Source organism: Flavobacterium sp. Sd200, from assembly GCF_009826935.1.
In the GTDB taxonomy this organism is placed as follows: Bacteria; Bacteroidota; Bacteroidia; order Flavobacteriales; family Flavobacteriaceae; genus Flavobacterium.
This window is the reverse complement of the sequence record NZ_WUMN01000015.1, coordinates 1-15,638: the sequence shown is the minus strand read 5'-3', so window position 1 is coordinate 15,638 and position 15,638 is coordinate 1. Positions and strand designations below refer to the sequence as shown.

Annotated in this window: 15 protein-coding genes; 11 read left to right on the top strand and 4 right to left on the bottom strand. The window is 47.5% G+C overall.

Annotation, left to right across the window (positions count from 1 at the left end):
- The 10 genes from GR160_RS19060 to GR160_RS19015 form a co-directional block, all read left to right on the top strand.
- On the top strand, positions 1-2,536 hold a 2,536-nt coding region (locus GR160_RS19060), incomplete at its 5' end, for a CusA/CzcA family heavy metal efflux RND transporter (protein WP_160751492.1).
- An 18-nt stretch (positions 2,537-2,554) separates the two neighbouring features.
- Positions 2,555-3,880: an efflux RND transporter periplasmic adaptor subunit gene (locus tag GR160_RS19055; RefSeq protein ID WP_370519239.1), complete on the top strand. Its 1,326-nt coding sequence runs from the start codon at positions 2,555-2,557 to the stop codon at positions 3,878-3,880.
- Positions 3,881-3,901: 21 nt separating this feature from the next.
- Positions 3,902-5,887 (top strand): heavy metal translocating P-type ATPase, encoded by a 1,986-nt coding sequence (locus tag GR160_RS19050; RefSeq protein ID WP_160751490.1) that lies wholly within the window; start codon positions 3,902-3,904, stop codon positions 5,885-5,887.
- Between the two features lie 109 nt (positions 5,888-5,996).
- Complete coding sequence (locus GR160_RS19045; protein ID WP_160751489.1) at positions 5,997-6,584, top strand: MEDS domain-containing protein; 588 nt, start codon at positions 5,997-5,999, stop codon at positions 6,582-6,584.
- Positions 6,585-6,729: 145 nt separating this feature from the next.
- The gene (locus tag GR160_RS19040; protein WP_160751488.1) at positions 6,730-7,731 is read left to right on the top strand and encodes an SDR family oxidoreductase; all 1,002 of its coding nucleotides are present in this window, start codon (positions 6,730-6,732) and stop codon (positions 7,729-7,731) included.
- A gap of 52 nt (positions 7,732-7,783) precedes the next feature.
- Positions 7,784-8,125: a hypothetical protein gene (locus tag GR160_RS19035; protein ID WP_202390831.1), complete on the top strand. Its 342-nt coding sequence runs from the start codon at positions 7,784-7,786 to the stop codon at positions 8,123-8,125.
- Position 8,126: 1 nt separating this feature from the next.
- Positions 8,127-9,263, top strand: coding sequence for an alpha/beta hydrolase (locus GR160_RS19030; protein ID WP_237421258.1), 1,137 nt, complete (start codon positions 8,127-8,129; stop codon positions 9,261-9,263).
- A gap of 5 nt (positions 9,264-9,268) precedes the next feature.
- Entirely contained in the window at positions 9,269-9,643 is a 375-nt protein-coding gene (locus tag GR160_RS19025) for a hypothetical protein (RefSeq protein ID WP_160751487.1), read from the top strand.
- 9 nt (positions 9,644-9,652) lie between these two features.
- Positions 9,653-10,534, top strand: coding sequence for an SDR family oxidoreductase (locus GR160_RS19020; protein WP_160751486.1), 882 nt, complete (start codon positions 9,653-9,655; stop codon positions 10,532-10,534).
- A 20-nt stretch (positions 10,535-10,554) separates the two neighbouring features.
- Positions 10,555-11,712 carry a zinc-dependent alcohol dehydrogenase gene (locus GR160_RS19015; protein ID WP_160751485.1) on the top strand — a complete coding sequence of 386 codons (1,158 nt, stop codon included), beginning with the start codon at positions 10,555-10,557 and terminating at the stop codon, positions 11,710-11,712.
- A 77-nt stretch (positions 11,713-11,789) separates the two neighbouring features.
- Here GR160_RS19015 and GR160_RS19010 read toward each other — a convergent pair whose 3' ends face one another.
- The 3 genes from GR160_RS19010 to GR160_RS19000 are packed head-to-tail and all read right to left on the bottom strand — an operon-like array spanning position 11,790 to position 14,947.
- On the bottom strand, positions 11,790-12,248 hold the full coding sequence (locus GR160_RS19010; RefSeq protein ID WP_160751484.1) for a hypothetical protein: 459 nt from the start codon (positions 12,246-12,248) through the stop codon (positions 11,790-11,792).
- A gap of 13 nt (positions 12,249-12,261) precedes the next feature.
- Positions 12,262-12,744: an ankyrin repeat domain-containing protein gene (locus GR160_RS19005; protein ID WP_160751483.1), complete on the bottom strand. Its 483-nt coding sequence runs from the start codon at positions 12,742-12,744 to the stop codon at positions 12,262-12,264.
- A gap of 46 nt (positions 12,745-12,790) precedes the next feature.
- Positions 12,791-14,947, bottom strand: a complete 2,157-nt coding sequence (locus tag GR160_RS19000; RefSeq protein WP_160751482.1) for a catalase — start codon at positions 14,945-14,947, stop codon at positions 12,791-12,793.
- 207 nt (positions 14,948-15,154) lie between these two features.
- On the opposite strand from GR160_RS19000, the gene GR160_RS18995 reads away from it, so the two are divergent.
- Positions 15,155-15,415, top strand: coding sequence for a SemiSWEET family sugar transporter (locus GR160_RS18995; protein WP_160751481.1), 261 nt, complete (start codon positions 15,155-15,157; stop codon positions 15,413-15,415).
- A 24-nt stretch (positions 15,416-15,439) separates the two neighbouring features.
- Here GR160_RS18995 and GR160_RS18990 read toward each other — a convergent pair.
- Positions 15,440-15,638, bottom strand: a 199-nt coding sequence (locus GR160_RS18990) for a DUF2252 family protein (protein WP_160751480.1), incomplete at its 5' end; no start/stop codon positions are given.

Sequence of the window (15,638 nt, the reverse complement as noted above, 5' to 3'; positions counted from 1 at the left end):
GATGATTGTCACCAAAATTGGTAGTGCCGAAATACCTACCGACCCTATGCCAATGGAAGCCGGTGACATGATCATCATCATGAAAAATAAGGACGAGTGGACTTCTGCCAAAACCAAGGAAGAGCTGATGGCTAAAATGGAAGAAGCCCTGGAAGAAATACCGGGTGCCACAACCGAGTTTTCCCAACCGGTACAAATGCGTATGAATGAGCTGATGACCGGGGTTCGCAGCGATGTAGCCATAAAGATATTCGGTGAAGACATTGACAGGCTTGTAAGTGCCGGCGATGAGATAATGGAACAGATACAGGGTATTAAGGGCATCACCGATGCACGCCCCGAACGCGTGGCCGGATTGCCGCAAATCACCGTGAAATACGATAAAGACAAGCTTGCCCTGTATGGACTTAATGTGGGCGACCTTAACCGTGTGGTACGCATGGGCTTTGCAGGCGAGGCCGCCGGTACGGTATACGAAGGCGAGAAGCGTTTTGACCTCGTGGTACGCCTTGCACAGGACAAAAGGCAGGACATCAATAACCTGAAGTCGCTGTACGTTACCCTGCCGTCGGGCAACCAGATACCGCTGGAGCAGGTAGCCGATATAAAATTTGAGGACGGCCCTATGCAGATCAGCCGTGAAGACGGCCGCCGCCGTATTGTGGTAGGCTTCAACGTTCGCGGGCGCGATGTGCAGAGCGTGGTAAAAGACATACAGGCAAAACTGGACAAGAACCTGAAACTGCCTGCGGGATACTACATTACCTATGGCGGTCAGTTTGAAAACCTGCAGCAGGCCAACAAACGCCTTATGGTAGCTGTTCCTGTGGCGCTCGGGCTAATTTTTATACTGTTGTATTTTACGTTTAAATCCATCAAACAGTCGGTACTCATCTTTACCGCGATACCGCTGTCGGCTATTGGTGGGGTACTCGCCCTGTGGATGCGTGGCATGCCGTTCAGTATATCGGCGGGTGTTGGGTTTATTGCACTCTTTGGCGTGGCGGTGTTGAACGGTATCGTACTGATTGCCTATTTCAATGAGCTGAAAAAAGAAGGCATAACCGATATTTATGAACGCATAAGGGAAGGGACTAAAGTAAGGCTAAGGCCGGTATTGCTGACTGCCTCTGTGGCGTCACTGGGTTTTTTGCCTATGGCATTAAGTGGCGGTGCAGGTGCCGAGGTACAAAAGCCCCTTGCCACTGTGGTTATAGGCGGGCTGGTAACAGCTACACTTTTAACCCTTGTGGTACTGCCTATATTGTATTATTTCTTCGAGAAAGGCTTTTGGAATGATACCTCAAAAGGGCCAAAACTGGCGGTAGTGCTGCTCTTATTATTGCCATTCGCAGGCTTCTCACAGCAGCAGCCCCTTACACTAAATGATGCGATAGCAACCGGGCTTAAAAGCAACGGGGCTGTACAGGCTTCCGGCCTTGATGTTACGCGACAGCAGCAATTGCGCGGTACCGCCTTTGATGCCCCTAAGACGGAAATAAACGGTACGTTTGGGCAGATCAACAGCCGGGCTCAGGACAAGAACCTCAGTGTATCACAAACCTTCAGCCCATTCCAGTACGGTGCGCGACGAAACCTGCTCAATGAGAATGTAAAGGCTGGCGAACTGCGCCTTGGGCAAACCAAACAGGATATTATTTTCGAGATCAGGCAAAGCTGGAATGCCATGCTGTATTATACACAGCTCAATAAAGTATTGGGCGAGCAAAACAGCCTGATGCAGCAGTTTGTACGTGCGGCAGAACTGAAGTTCCAGACCGGGGAAACCGGCTCGCTGGAGAATGTAACGGCCAAAGCCAAACAGCTGGAACTACAGCAGCAGATAAAACAGAACGAGGCACTCATTGCTATTGAAAAATCTAAGTTGAAAACCCTTCTAAAACTTGATGGGGATTTTACCGTATCTGAAACGGAGTTTAGGCCAAATGTTTTTGCAATCAATCAGGACAGTGCGCAGGTGTCGCAAAACGCAACACTCCGCCTGGCGCAGCAACAGGTTAACATAGCTACCGCAGAAAAGAAAGCAGAGCGCTCATTACTACTACCGGATATTTCAGCAGGCTATTTTATACAGTCGCTTACCGGCAGCCAGGAGTGGAATGGGGTAAGTACCTATTATAACAATGCGCTCCGTTTCCAGGGGTTCTCGGTGGGTATCAACATACCGCTGTTTTGGAATGCGTCGTCTGCAAGGATAAAGGCTGCCAATACCAATATCCAAGTGCAAAAGGCCAATGCTGATTACCTGAAGGCGCAGCTTACCGGCAGCTATGAACAACAGCTAAAACAGCTGGATACCTATACGGCGATGCTCCAATACTATACCGATACGGCGCTGCCTAATGCCAATACCATTTCGGGTAATGCGACAAAGGCCTACCAAAACGGGGACATCAGCTACGTTGAATACGTACAGGGGCTGGAAACCTCGCTTGCCATCCGTATCAATTACATCAATGCAATCAATAATTACAACCAGGCTGCCATAAATCTGCAATACCTGCTTAATCAATAACATACAGCAATGAAAAACATAAAATTCAAAACCGTACTTTATATCATATTGGGCCTTGCCGTGGTAGTCCTGATTGATTATTACCTCTTACGCAATACCAAAGAGGAAGAAGGCCACGACCATGGCACAGAGCAGGAAGCTGCCGGTGAGAAAAAAGAAGAAAGTGCTGCTGCCAAGGAAGTAGAGCTGAATGAAGCGCAATTTAAGGCTTCGGCCGTTGAACTGGGAACGTTCTCCCAAAAGAACCTTAGCGAGGTGATCAATGCCAATGGTTATACTGAACTACCCCCGCAGAACCAGGCAGATGTATCGGTGCACTTAACCGGAGTTGTGTCAAAAATAAACGTTATCGAGGGGCAGCGTGTTACCAAAGGCCAGGTACTTGTCGTAGTGGAAAGCCCTGAATTTGCGAAGCTACAGGAAGCCTATACTACATCTAAAAGCAACCTCGAATTCCTGAAACAGGAATACGAGAGGCAAAAAACGCTGAGTGAGGAAAATGTAAACTCTAAAAAGGTTTTCCAGCGCACCAAGGCCGATTATGAAACGGAGCAAGCGCGTTTTGCATCATTGGGCAAGCAATTGTCGTTGCTGAACCTGAACAGCAATTCGGCAACAGCCTCAATGCCGGTTATTGCACCTATTTCTGGTTATGTAACCAATGTCAATATTAAAATTGGCAGTAATGCCGAAGTCGGCAAGCCGCTTTTAAGCATAGTAGACAACTCTAAGCTGCATGTCGACCTTCTGGTATACGAAAAAGACCTGGGTAAGGTAAAGCCTGGGCAAAGCATACGTTTTGTGCTTACCAACCAGGATAATAAAGAAATCAAAGGCAAGGTATTTAATGTCAGCCAGTCTTTTGAGAATGAAACCAAATCGGTAGCCGTACATGCCGAAATTCTTAACCCCGGTCCAAGCCTGATACCCGGTATGTATGTTAATGCATTGATTGATATAGGCGCTAACGTTGTGTCGGCATTGCCAAATGAGGCGATTGTGAAGGCTGACGGAAGGGAGTATATTTTTGTTCTGGAGGAAGGGCACCAGGAAGAAAGCCATGACGGGCAAAAAGGCCACAGCCATGATGACGGTGATGCCCACAAAGATGCCCATGATGAAACTGAAGGGCATTCGCATAACGATGGTGATACGCATGAAGATGAGGGCATTATGTATCACTTTAAGCGCGTGGAAGTAAAAACAGGTACTTCGCAACTGGGCTATTTACAGGTAACTGTTGTAGAACCTTTACCGAAGGATGCGAAGATAGTCCTTAAAGGCGCGTATTATATACAGAGCCACCTTATCAAAAGTGCCGGTGGTGGCGGGCATGAACATTAATAACTTTTAAACCGTAATATTATGGAAAGCAATGCTGGAAACCACAAAGAAGGCGAAAGCCATGATGACGGGCACGGAGGTATTTTTGGCCCTAATACCGAACTTTATTTTGCCATATTATCCGGCGCCCTTTTAGGGGCCGGGTATGGACTTACATTTGTTGGTGGGCTTAATACCTGGATTAGCATGGGGCTCTATTTCGGGGCCTACTTTTTCGGTGGCTTCTTTACAACAAAGGAAGCCGTGGAGAATGTGAGGAAAGGTACTTTCGAGATTGATTCATTGATGCTTGTAGCTGCCATTGGCGCCGGTATACTGGGCGAATGGGCAGAGGGTGCCCTACTGCTGTTCCTGTTTAGCCTAGGACATGCCCTGGAACATTATGCCCTAGCGAGGGCGCGAAAATCTATAGAGGCACTGGCCAACCTGGCACCGCCGGTTGCGTTGGTAAAGAGGGATGGGAAGGAACAGGAAATCCCTGTAGAACAGTTGGAGCTTGGCGATGTTATAATTGTGAAGCCTAACAGCAAAGTGCCTGCCGATGGTGTATTGGTAAAAGGTGAAGGCAGCGTGAACCAGGCACCTATAACCGGTGAAAGTGTACCGGTAGATAAAAAGGCGGTGAGTGACCCAGACAGGGACTATGCCGCGGAAAAGAACATCCCGGCGGAGCACCGCGTATTTGCAGGCACGATAAATGGTTATGCAGCCCTTGAGATAAAGGTTATCCGTAAGGCTGAAGATTCGACCATTGCAAGGCTGATCAAGCTTGTAAATGAAGCGGAACAGCAAAAATCACCCACGCAGTTGTTTACCGACCGCTTTGAAAAAATATTTGTACCCTCGGTATTGATACTCGTTGGGCTTTTATGCCTGGCATTTTTAGTGGTAGACGAGCCGTTTAGCAAAAGTTTTTACAGGGCAATGTCGGTACTTGTGGCGGCAAGCCCCTGTGCATTGGCTATTTCTACGCCAAGCGCGGTGCTTAGTGGCGTGGCCCGTGCCGCACGTGGCGGTGTACTTGTAAAGGGTGGCAAGCCGCTTGAAGACCTTGGCAGCTTGGAAGCAGTGGCTTTTGACAAAACCGGCACACTAACCGAAGGCAAGCCAAAGCTTACCAATATATTACCTTTTGAAGGTACTGATGAAAAACAGTTTCTGCAGGTAGCCATGGCAGTAGAAAAACAAAGCGACCACCCTCTGGCTAAAGCAATCGTAAACGGTATTAAAGAAAAATACCCGGACCTTACCGCTATCGATGCCTCAAAAGTAAAGGGCATTGTAGGCAAAGGCGTCAGTGCCGAGTACGATGGTAAAACCGTTTTGATTGGTAATAAAGCGTTATTTGAAGATAAGGGCGGATTGGATAAAAGCCTTGAAGATCAGGTGGCAAAACTCGAAGCAGAAGGTAATACGACAATACTGGTACATTTTGACGGCAAATTCATTGGTATCTTATCGTTAATGGATGTTGCCCGGGAAGAAGCTAAGGGTGTGTTAGCTGAATTGCAGGCGCTTGGCATAAAGCAGATGATCATGCTTACGGGTGATAACCAGCAGGTAGGCGAAGCGGTAGCCAATGAAATTGGGATAACCAAGGTAATGGGCAACCTGATGCCGGAAGACAAGGTAGCCGCCGTAGAAAAACTTGATAGCCAGCATGGAAAAGTCGCGATGGTAGGCGATGGTGTAAACGATGCGCCGGCTATGGCAAAAAGCACCGTGGGAATTGCGATGGGGGCTGCGGGAAGCGATGTGGCACTGGAAACTGCTGATATTGCCCTAATGGGTGATAAACTGGAAGGGCTTCCTTTTGCCATTGGACTGAGCCGCAGGGCACGAAGTATTATCAAACAGAATTTATGGATCAGCCTTGGAGTTGTAGCAGTGCTTGTTCCTCTTACCATTTTAGGTGTAGCCTCTATAGGACCGGCCGTAATAGCACATGAAGGTTCCACATTACTCGTGGTGTTCAATGCTTTAAGATTGTTGATTTATAAAAAGTGATAGTTATACTGATTCAAAAAATTACAATAGTCAAAACAATATTATGTAAATTTGACCCATGAGCGAGCAGACACCTTTTTCGGTATGTGGGGAGACATAATTATCACCAATGCATATTTGTGGTTTCTTTGATTCCAGGGAACAGCAATATGATGTGATTATACCATATATTATGGAGGGGTTAGGCGCAAATGACAAAGTAATCAATATTCTTGAAAGCGATCGACATAGCGAACATTGCCGATGCCTCGCTGACAATGGCATATCCATTGCCAAAAAAATGGCAAGTGGGCAATTGGAAATATTATCCTCTGAAAACAGCTATATAAAGGATGGCAAGTTCGCTGCTGATAAAATGTACGCTATGCTTGAAAACACATTATTGTCTGCTTCGAGGGCAGGGTATGATAGTGTGAGGGCTTGTGGCGATATGGTATGGGCACTCAAGAATCTTCCCGGGACAGATGAACTCCTGGCCTATGAAGCCAGCCTGAATGAGCTTACACCTAAATATTCCTGTTCATTGATTTGCATGTATGATGTCAGTAATTTTAGCCAGAATACACTTGCCGAAGTATTGCTTACCCATCCTTATGTCATTAAAGATGGAAAGATTACAAAAAATCCGCATTATATAGAGGCAGCAGCCGTAAGGGCCGGTTTTTCGGATTTTGAGTCCAAACCCTTAAAATCCTAAGGTTTTAGATTTTACCACATTTATAGATAGGAAATCTCTCAATAATTTATACACTAATATTTTGTGTAACCTTTAACGGGTTTTTATAGCTACTGCCTTCTTAGCAATCGTAATTTTAAGTTTTTCACAATCAAAACTTTAAATTATGAGTTCAGAAAATACAATGAGCCGCCGTAAGGCAATCGGCAGTATGGGGGCAATACTAGCCACAACGGTAGTAAGCCCCGCTCTAGCAAACGGCCTCGATAATGATAACACTCCCACAAACGCAGGGGAAGACCCAACTACAAAATACCCGCAGCCGCCTTTTAAGCCACAAACCCAGACCTGGCCGGGACTGGCCAGTAAAATGGACCCGCGCCCTGACCATGGGGAAAAAAGCTATAAAGGTTCAGGACGCTTAAAAGGCCGCAAGGCACTTATTACCGGAGGCGATTCCGGTATGGGCAGGGCTGCCGCAATTGCCTATGCACGCGAGGGTGCCGATGTAGCCATCAACTACTATCCGAATGAAGAAGAAGATGCACAGGAAGTCATCAAACTAATAAAAGCCGAAGGCCGTAAAGCCATCGCCATTCCGGGCGACCTGCGGGATGAAACCTTTTGCAAGAAACTGGTCGAAGAAGCTGTAAAGGGGCTAGGAGGTTTAGACATCTTGGTAAACAATGCCGCACGCCAACAAACCCAGGAATCGATTATGGATATTACTTCTGAAGCCTTTGATGCTACCATAAAAACCAATATCTACGCGCCATTTTGGATTATAAAAGCAGCATTGCCGCATCTTAAACCCGGAGCGTCAATAATAGGTACTACTTCAGTGCAGGCGCAGGATCCCAGCCCTGAATTATTTGACTACGCCCAAACCAAAGCAGCTACTACCAATTACATCCGTTCACTTGCCAAACAATTAGGGCCAAAAGGTATCCGTGTAAACGGTGTGGCACCAGGTCCGATATGGACACCCTTGCAAGTCAGTGGCGGAGCAACAATGGAAAAGCTTACGCAGTTTGGTGGAGATACGCCCATGGGCAGGCCGGGGCAACCAGCAGAACTGGCTTCCATTTATGTACAGCTTGCCGCAAATGATGCCAGCTATGCTACCGGCCAAATTTATGGTGCGGCAGGAGGCGGTGGGCAGCCATAACAAACCGGAAACAAAAATAACATTCCATTCACACACCAAAAACTAAATCATTATGTCAGTAATTCAAAACGACCATTCCGAAGGGCCTGTTGCAAAGGCAATCGAAAACCAGACTTCTAAACTACCGTCCGACCTTTTCCTGTGGGCTGCGGTAGGCTCCATGGCTGCTTCGGCAACTTTAAAATGCCTCGGCAAAGACAAGTCGGCCCTGTTTGTAGGCCAGTGGGCTGCACCATTCCTGCTGCTTGGTATTTATAATAAAATTGTAAAAACAGAAGGGCATGACAGCAAATCAAAGCCTTCTAAAGGCATTGAATCCCAGCCGACAGAACCACATCCTATAAGTGATTTTGCAGAGCCGGAATCGGATACCAACTTAAACCAACCAAAATAATATGAAAAACCTGAGTAACGTAGCAAGGATGCTGTGCGTAGGCGTTGTATTGACCCTTGCATCATGTGATAAAAAGCCAAAAGATGCCGACCTCCCTGCAAAGGAAGAAGCCAATGACAGCATAACGGCTGAAAACAAAAAAGCCGACCTGAAGCCTACAGGACCTGCACCCGATTGGGCACCAAATATAAAGCCTGAAATGCAGGTGGTAATTGAAAAATTAGCCTCACTCGGCGGTAAGCCCATAGAAACGCTTGACGCTGTAGAAGCCCGCCAGCAGCCAACACCTACGGATGCTGTTAAGGCTGTCATGGCAGATTACAACATTACGATGCCTGTTCCGCTTTGCGATACGATAGGCAAACAAATACCTATTACCGGTGGTTCTACCCATGCGCGTATCTATACCCCAAAGGAAGGCAAAGCACCGTTCCCGGTTATTGTGTATTACCACGGAGGAGGCTTTGTAATTGCCGACATTGAGGTGTACAACGCCGGTGCCCAGGCGCTGTGCGAACAAACCGGTGCTATCGTGGTATCGGTTGAATATCCAAAAGGGCCGGAAAAGAAATTTCCAGCCGCTCATACGGCGGCTTTTGATGTCTACCAATGGATACTTAAAAATGCAGCATCGTTTAACGGTAACCCTGCCAAGATTGCCGTTGCCGGGGAAAGCGCAGGCGGTAACCTTGCTGCTAACGTAAGTATTATGGCACGGGATAAAAAGATACAGGTACCGCTGTACCAGGTGCTGGTATATCCTGTAGCCAATAACGATATGAACGCTGAAAGCTATACAAAGTATGCCAATGCGAAACCACTTAATAAAGCCATGATGGGCTGGTTTGTAAAGAACTACCTGGGCGATGCTGCCAAAGCTGCCGACCCGCGTATCAGCCTGGTAAAAGCCAACCTGAAAGGGCTGCCTAAAACATTGATTATCGCTGCTGAAATTGATCCGCTGCAAAGCGAGGGCAAACTGCTCGCTGATAAGCTGAAAGATGCCGGAGTGGAAACAGATTACGAGCTGTATGAGGGCGTTACCCATGAGTTTTTCGGCATGGCTATAGTAGTGCCGCAAGCAAAAGAGGCGCAGGGGCTTGCAGCCAGGAAACTTAAAGCGGCTTTAGGGCTGTAACGCTCATGATACCCAAAATAATATCCCCCAGCCAGCATGGCCTTGCTGACTGGGGTTTTGTTGCCTGGTTGCTGATAGTACCCCGGCTGCTCAACGTTAATAAAAAGGCGCAAAAGATGTATAATGCTTTTGCTGCGGATGTAGTTGCCATTAACAGCATTACCAACCACGGTGTGGGCGTTAGCCCGATCGTATCGGTAAAAACGCATCGGAAGGTAGATTATGCCAACCTTGCCCTATTAGGCGGCTTGACAGCAGCTAAAAGTATCCGTAAAGATTCAGTAGCCTTAAAATTTCATATAGGCCTTATCGGGCTGGCAGTGGTTACTATACTGCTTACCGACTACGATGACCAAAATCCTCAACAACAATCAAAATAAAAAACAACTATGGAAAAGAGACATGCTTTAATCACGGGCGCAACGAGCGGTATTGGTTATGAGCTAGCCAAACTGTTTGCTCAAAACGGCTACAGCCTTGTTCTTGTCGCCCGTAACGAAGAAAACCTTAATGCAGTGGCTGCTGAACTGGAACAGCTAAACAGCAACATCCACACGCACATAATCGCAGCCGATCTTTTTGAAAAGGAGGCCGCCCAAAAGGTGTACGACAAAACCAAAGAACTGGGCATTACAGTAGATGTACTGGTTAATGATGCCGGCCAGGGCGAATGGGGCAGGTTCATCAGGACCGACCTGCAGCGTGAAATTGACATTGTGCAACTGAATATAATCTCGCTATTAAGCCTTACCAAATTCTACGTAAAAGAAATGGTGGCGCGTGGCGAGGGCAGAATACTGCAATTGGCTTCGTCTGTGTCTAAGGCACCGTCGCCGTATCTTTCTGTGTATGCTGCTACCAAGGCATTTGTACTATCGTTTACAGAGGCATTGGCCGAAGAGCTTAAGGAAACGGGAGTAACCATCACAGCATTACAGCCCGATGCCACCGACACTGATTTCTTCCACAAGGCTAAAGCCGAAAATACGGTTACCTATAAAGAAAGGGATTTATATACCCCCGCTGAAGTGGCACAGGCCGGTTATGAGGCGCTGATGAATGGCGAGCTGACCGTTGCCCCCGGAGCCATGAATAAATTCCAAAAGGCTATGAATACTGTTACGCCTGATACCCTGATTACTTCGAACATGGAGAAACAAATGGAATCGAGCATGAAGCCCGATGGCAGGCAGGAGAGCTCGCACCCGGCATCGCAGCGTGAAAGGGATGCTATAAATGCTAACAAAGAAGGTGTTAACGGCGATTATTAAATAAAAACCAACTATAAACTATGAAAGCAGCAGTATTTCACAAACCGAAAGACATCCGGGTAGACACCGTTGAAGATCCTAAGATTGAAGATGCCCGCGATGTGGTGCTTAAAGTAACCTCCACGGCCATTTGCGGTAGCGACCTGCATATTTACAACGGCCTCTTCCCACAGCCCAAACCCTTGGTTTTAGGACATGAATTTATGGGTATTGTAGAAGAGGTGGGCTCCGGTATTTCCAACCTGAAGGTCGGTGACCGCGTAGTCGTTCCTTTTCCAATTTCTTGTGGCACCTGCCATTTCTGCAATATGCATTTGCCCACGCATTGCGAGAACTCCAACCCGGAACATTACGGTCCCGAAGGCGGGCTTTTGAATGGCAAAGGAGGAGGCCTTTTTGGCTATACCGACCTTTATGGGGGCTACAGCGGCGGCCAGGCAGAGTATGTGCGTGTGCCGTATGCCGATTACGGCCCGCGTAAAGTGCCCGATAACCTTACCGATGAACAGGTGCTGTTCCTTACCGATATCTTCCCCACTGGTTGGAGCGGCATTGACTGGGCAGGCCTGAAAGGCGGTGAAACGGTGGTAGTATGGGGTGCTGGGCCGGTAGGCATAATGGCGGCCAAATCGGCATGGCTACAGGGTGCCGGGCGCGTAATTATTGTTGACATACAGGATTACAGGCTTGCCAAGGCCAAACAGGCTGCGAACGTTGAAACCATTAATTACAATGACGGTGACGCGGTTGAGAAAATCAGGCAGATGACCGGTGGCTATGGCGCCGATGTGTGCGTAGATGCAGTGGGTATGGAAGCCGATCACGGCATATGGACCAAAGCGTTAAACGTTATACAAGGCGAAGTAGGTACCATGCGCGTGCTGGAGCGTTGCCTGGATGCCGTGAGGCGGGGCGGCGTTGTAACCGTGCTTGGGGTCTATGGAACACCATATGATAACTTTCCTGTGCACCAGTGGTTTGACAAAGGCATCCAGATTAAGGGCGGGCAGGCGCCTGTGCACAATTATATTGACCACCTTATTGACCTGGTTGCCACCGGCAAGGTAGTACTCGAAGACATTATTACACACAAGGTGCCGCTCAGCGATGCGGCCAAAATGTACGATATCTTCAATAAGAAGGAAGACAACTGCGTGAAAGTGGTATTAAAGCCTTAGAAGGCATTATTATATTAACAAAAACAGCCTTCAATTGAAGGCTGTTTTTGTTTAGGCACTTTTATTTTATCTAGTGTTTAATCATGTTCGCTGTTACCTAATGCCTTATATGTAGCAATGCCCGAAAGCGAAAATACAATATGGGCGATCAGGAGCTGCCTGTAGTAGCCAAAGCGGTAATTATGTGGCGGTTTATTGTGCTGGGTAAAAAGTAGTTTCCATACCGCTATTCCCACGGCGCCACTTACGATTCCCACCCATAGCATCCTTGCAGTGCTGGGGCGGTGCAGCGCTTTTTTCCACACAAAATAATAGGCAGCTATAAATGCGATACCCGTTGCGTAGTGCAGCCCCCACCCAGCGGGATGGCTGGCCGTATCGTCCAAGTCAACATTTTCGGAGTTGTCAATCAGCTTGTTAATCAGTACCGGCTCTACGTACTGCTGCCGTTCTCTTTTGGCCCTGATGTAACTGTACAGCGTCATGAATGTCGTGCCCACTATTCCTGCAATGATAATCTTTTCTGTGGTTTTCATAATGGCAATAGGTTTAGGAAGCCAGGCGTTGCAGCTTGCCAATGGCAATTTCGTTGTGTTGCTGGTAGGCGATTTCCAATACACCTATCCCGCGATGGTCTTTCTGGTTAATGTCAGCACCACTATCCAGCAAAAGGTCAATCATGTTGTTGCGGCCAAACATTACGGCAAACATCAGTGCGCTGCCGCCATTGCCGTGCATTGCATTTACATCGGCACCGTTGGCAATCAGGAGCTGTGCTACATCCTCATAGCCTTTAAAGCTTGCGCCCATGAGAGCGGTATTACCGCTGGCATCAGTGGCGTTGATGTCCGCACCTGCGTATAAAAGTGCCTTTACAGCCTCATACTGGTTATTGTAGGCGGCGATGATGAGTGGCGTATAGCCACGCTCATCGCGCTTATCCACATCGCTTATCAATTTAAATATTTCCTGTAATACAGGTACATTGCCCTGCCTGGAAGCGGCAAATAATGCAGTAGTCAATTGGTCCATAGCTTTATTGTTTTGTGATTTATTAGGATTGGCTGCCCAGTCCTCCTCATTCCGTTATTTTAGCCTCGCGTTCCCAAATGCGGTGCCTGCCCATCTGGGTTGTAAAATCGTCAGTAAACGCTTTCGCTGTCCCGTTATTGATAACTACACCGGGAAGGTTTTTATCTTTACCTGCTTTCAGTTTATTGCCAATGGTGGTTTTCTCAATCACCCCGTCCAATGCGGCATCAAACCCGATTACCTTACAATGCTTGTACGCATCGTTGATGAATTCAATGACATTGTCATTTTCGGCTAAGGACATAACATTCTCAGCTGACGGCACATATACGGCATCAAACAAAACTGAAGATGACGAGAAGAATGCAAAATCGGTAATGATTTCAGAACCGGCATCGCCGGTAATATTTCCGGCATGCGGCCCAATAATCTTCGGCGCAGCCCCTTTTATCTCCAGCGCCTTTTTCAGGGCATTCAGCGATTTTTCACTCACGCCTTCTGCGCACAGGAATGCCACCTGGCGGGTTTCGATGCTCCCCGTATTGGTTGGATTGTCTACCATGCTAAGGGACGATGAAGGGGCATAGCTTTTATCAACCGGTTTCGGTTCGTGTTTTTTAGGGTCTGCATCGGCCCCAACACCTTTATTCATCGGTTTTTCCGGTTGCAGCACGGCAATGCCAAGCCCTGCAGCTACCTGTTTGGCCAGCTTTTTATCGACCTGGCTCAGCAGGCCCACCATACGCTCGCGTATGGCTACGGTTTCCACTTTGCTGAGTTCAAAGCGCAGTGCTTTAATTATGTGCTGCTTTTCAATATCGGTCTGGCTGTTAAAGAACAATGCTGCCTGGCTAAAATGGTCGGCAAAGCTTTCGCTGCGCTCACGCACCTTGTAGGCTTCAATGCGCTCGTTATGGCTTACGAAACCGCCTTCGGTTTCTTTGGCTTGCTGCGGGTAACCGTTAGCCAGCGAGTTGGGGCTGTAGCTCACGCGGCCGGTGTTGATTTGCTGCCTCATGTGGCCGTCGCGTTGGTTGTTGTGCACACCGACAACCGGGCGGTTAATCGGTATTTCATGGAAGTTGGGGCTGCCCAGCCTGGAAAGCTGCGTATCGGTATAGGAGAACAACCTTCCCTGTAGTAACGGGTCGTTGGTAAAATCAATGCCCGGCACAATATGCCCGGGGTGGAATGCCACCTGCTCGGTTTCGGCAAAGAAATTATCCGGGTTACGGTTGAGTACCAATCTGCCAATTGGCGTAACGGGTACGAGTTCTTCAGGGATAATTTTCGTAGGGTCTAACAGGTCAAAGTTGAATTTGTGCTCGTCTTCCTCAGGCACCAGTTGTACGCCAAACTCCCATTCCGGGAAATTGCCCATTTCAATATTGTCCCACAAATCGCGGCGGTGGAAATCGGGGTCATTGCCTGATATTTTCAGGGCTTCGTCCCACACTACGGCATGCGTGCCCAGTTTGGGTTTCAAGTGGAATTTTACAAAAGTGGATTTGCCTTCGCTGTTTACAAAACGAAACGTGTGGATGCCGAAGCCTTCCATCATGCGGTAGCTGCGCGGGATGGCGCGGTCGCTCATGGCCCACATGATCATGTGCATGCTTTCCGGCATCAGGGAAATAAAATCCCAAAAGGTATCGTGCGCCGAAGCCGCCTGTGGCATCTCCTTGTGCGGTTCTGGTTTTACCGCATGGATAAGGTCGGGGAACTTCATGGCATCCTGTATGAAAAATACAGGTATGTTATTGCCCACCATATCAAAGTTACCCTCCTGGGTATAGAACTTTATGGCAAACCCGCGCACGTCACGGGCCAGGTCCGTTGAGCCGCGGAAGCCCGCTACGGTTGAGAAACGTACAAATACCGGGGTCTTTACCGAAGTGTCGTTAAGAAACGCAGCCTTGGTATATTCAGAAATGTTGCCATAGGCTTCAAAATAACCGTGTGCACCTGAGCCGCGCGCATGCACAATACGTTCAGGGATACGCTCATGGTCAAAGTGCGTGATTTTTTCACGCATGATGAAGTCTTCCAGTAGTGATGGGCCGCGTTCACCAGCCTTAAGGGAATTGTGGTCGTTGTTTATTTTAACGCCGTGGTCAGTGGTGATGTATTGCCCATCGGCATATTCCCGGTTTACCTCCAGATCCTTCAGCTTTTCATTTTTAGGTGTAGTTTGTTTTTTCATCCTAAGTAGTTTTTGTTGATGTGTTGCTTAAAATTAAAACAATCGTTTGGGGTGTTCTGCCTGATTAAGAAAACTTTAGTATGCAGTACGGGTATCATTCGTCAAATTATAAAACCAGTGGATAATTTTATAAACCGGTACAGATGCGTCATTAAAATTTAATGACTACCTTTAATCTTAACGGTCTGATTTCTAAAATTTACGCTTATGGAATTCATTGAGATTTTAGGGATTACTGCAGGGCTCTGTACCTCGGCGTCGTTATTTCCGCAGATTATTAAAACGATAAAAACAAAGAAAGCAGGCGATGTGTCCCTCGGGATGTTCATCGTGCTGCTTTTTGGGAATTCACTCTGGATTTACTACGGCATCAACAAAGAGGATATGGCAATAATTTCAACAAATATTTTATCCCTTGTACTCAATATCATCATCCTGTTTTTGGCCCGGAAGTATAAAAAGGAATAGGAGGACTGTTTTTGCATCTTTTATTTATGTGGGCAACAGCCCATGCTTTAGGGCGTGCAATAGTAACCCATAATCTTTTTCATTTTGATTGGAGTAGGCTATAGCATATTTCGCGATGGTGTCTTCAAATAATTCATCCTGTCCCATATAGCCGTTTAGGATGGCTGCATCCCCGGTACGTGCGTGGGCGCGGGAAAGTGCCCAGCCGCAGGACTTAGCATAG